This window comes from Aquimarina sp. AWH4_224 (assembly GCF_056160245.1).
The window spans coordinates 1-619 of the sequence record NZ_JBSWWU010000048.1 but is presented as its reverse complement, the minus strand read 5'-3'; the positions used below and the strand labels follow the sequence as shown (position 1 = coordinate 619).

Annotated in this window: 1 pseudogene; it reads left to right on the top strand. The window is 46.5% G+C overall.

What is annotated here, in order from left to right:
• Positions 1–619, top strand: a pseudogene (locus ACXAGJ_RS24630) (gliding motility-associated C-terminal domain-containing protein); the annotation flags it as partial.

Below are 619 nucleotides of genomic sequence, written 5' to 3'. Positions count from 1 at the left end.
GTCGTTACTGATGAAGCGGACAATTGTGGTACTCCCACGGTGGCATTTGTAAGTGATGTAAGTGATGGGAACAGCAACCCGGAAGTCATCACCAGGACCTATAGTGTGACGGATGCTGCTGGAAACAGCATCAACGTGACGCAAACGATCACCATTAACGATACTACTGATCCAACGGCGAGCAACCCATCACCGATTAGTGCCCAATGTGCTGCACCTACACCAGATATTACTGTCGTTACTGATGAAGCGGACAATTGTGGAACTCCTACGGTTGCTTTTGTAAGTGATGTCAGTGATGGGAATAGCAATCCAGAAGTGATCACCAGAACCTATAGTGTGACCGATGCTGCTGGGAATAGTATCAATGTGACACAGACAATCACTATTAATGATACTACTGATCCAACAGCAAGCAACCCATCACCGATCAGTGCCCAATGTGCTGCACCTACACCAGATATTACCGTCGTAACAGATGAAGCGGACAATTGTGGTACACCTACTGTGGCATTTGTCAGTGATGTTAGTGATGGAAACAGCAATCCAGAAGTGATCACTAGAACCTATAGTGTGACGGATGCCGCAGGAAACAGCATCAATGTGACTCAGACAATCA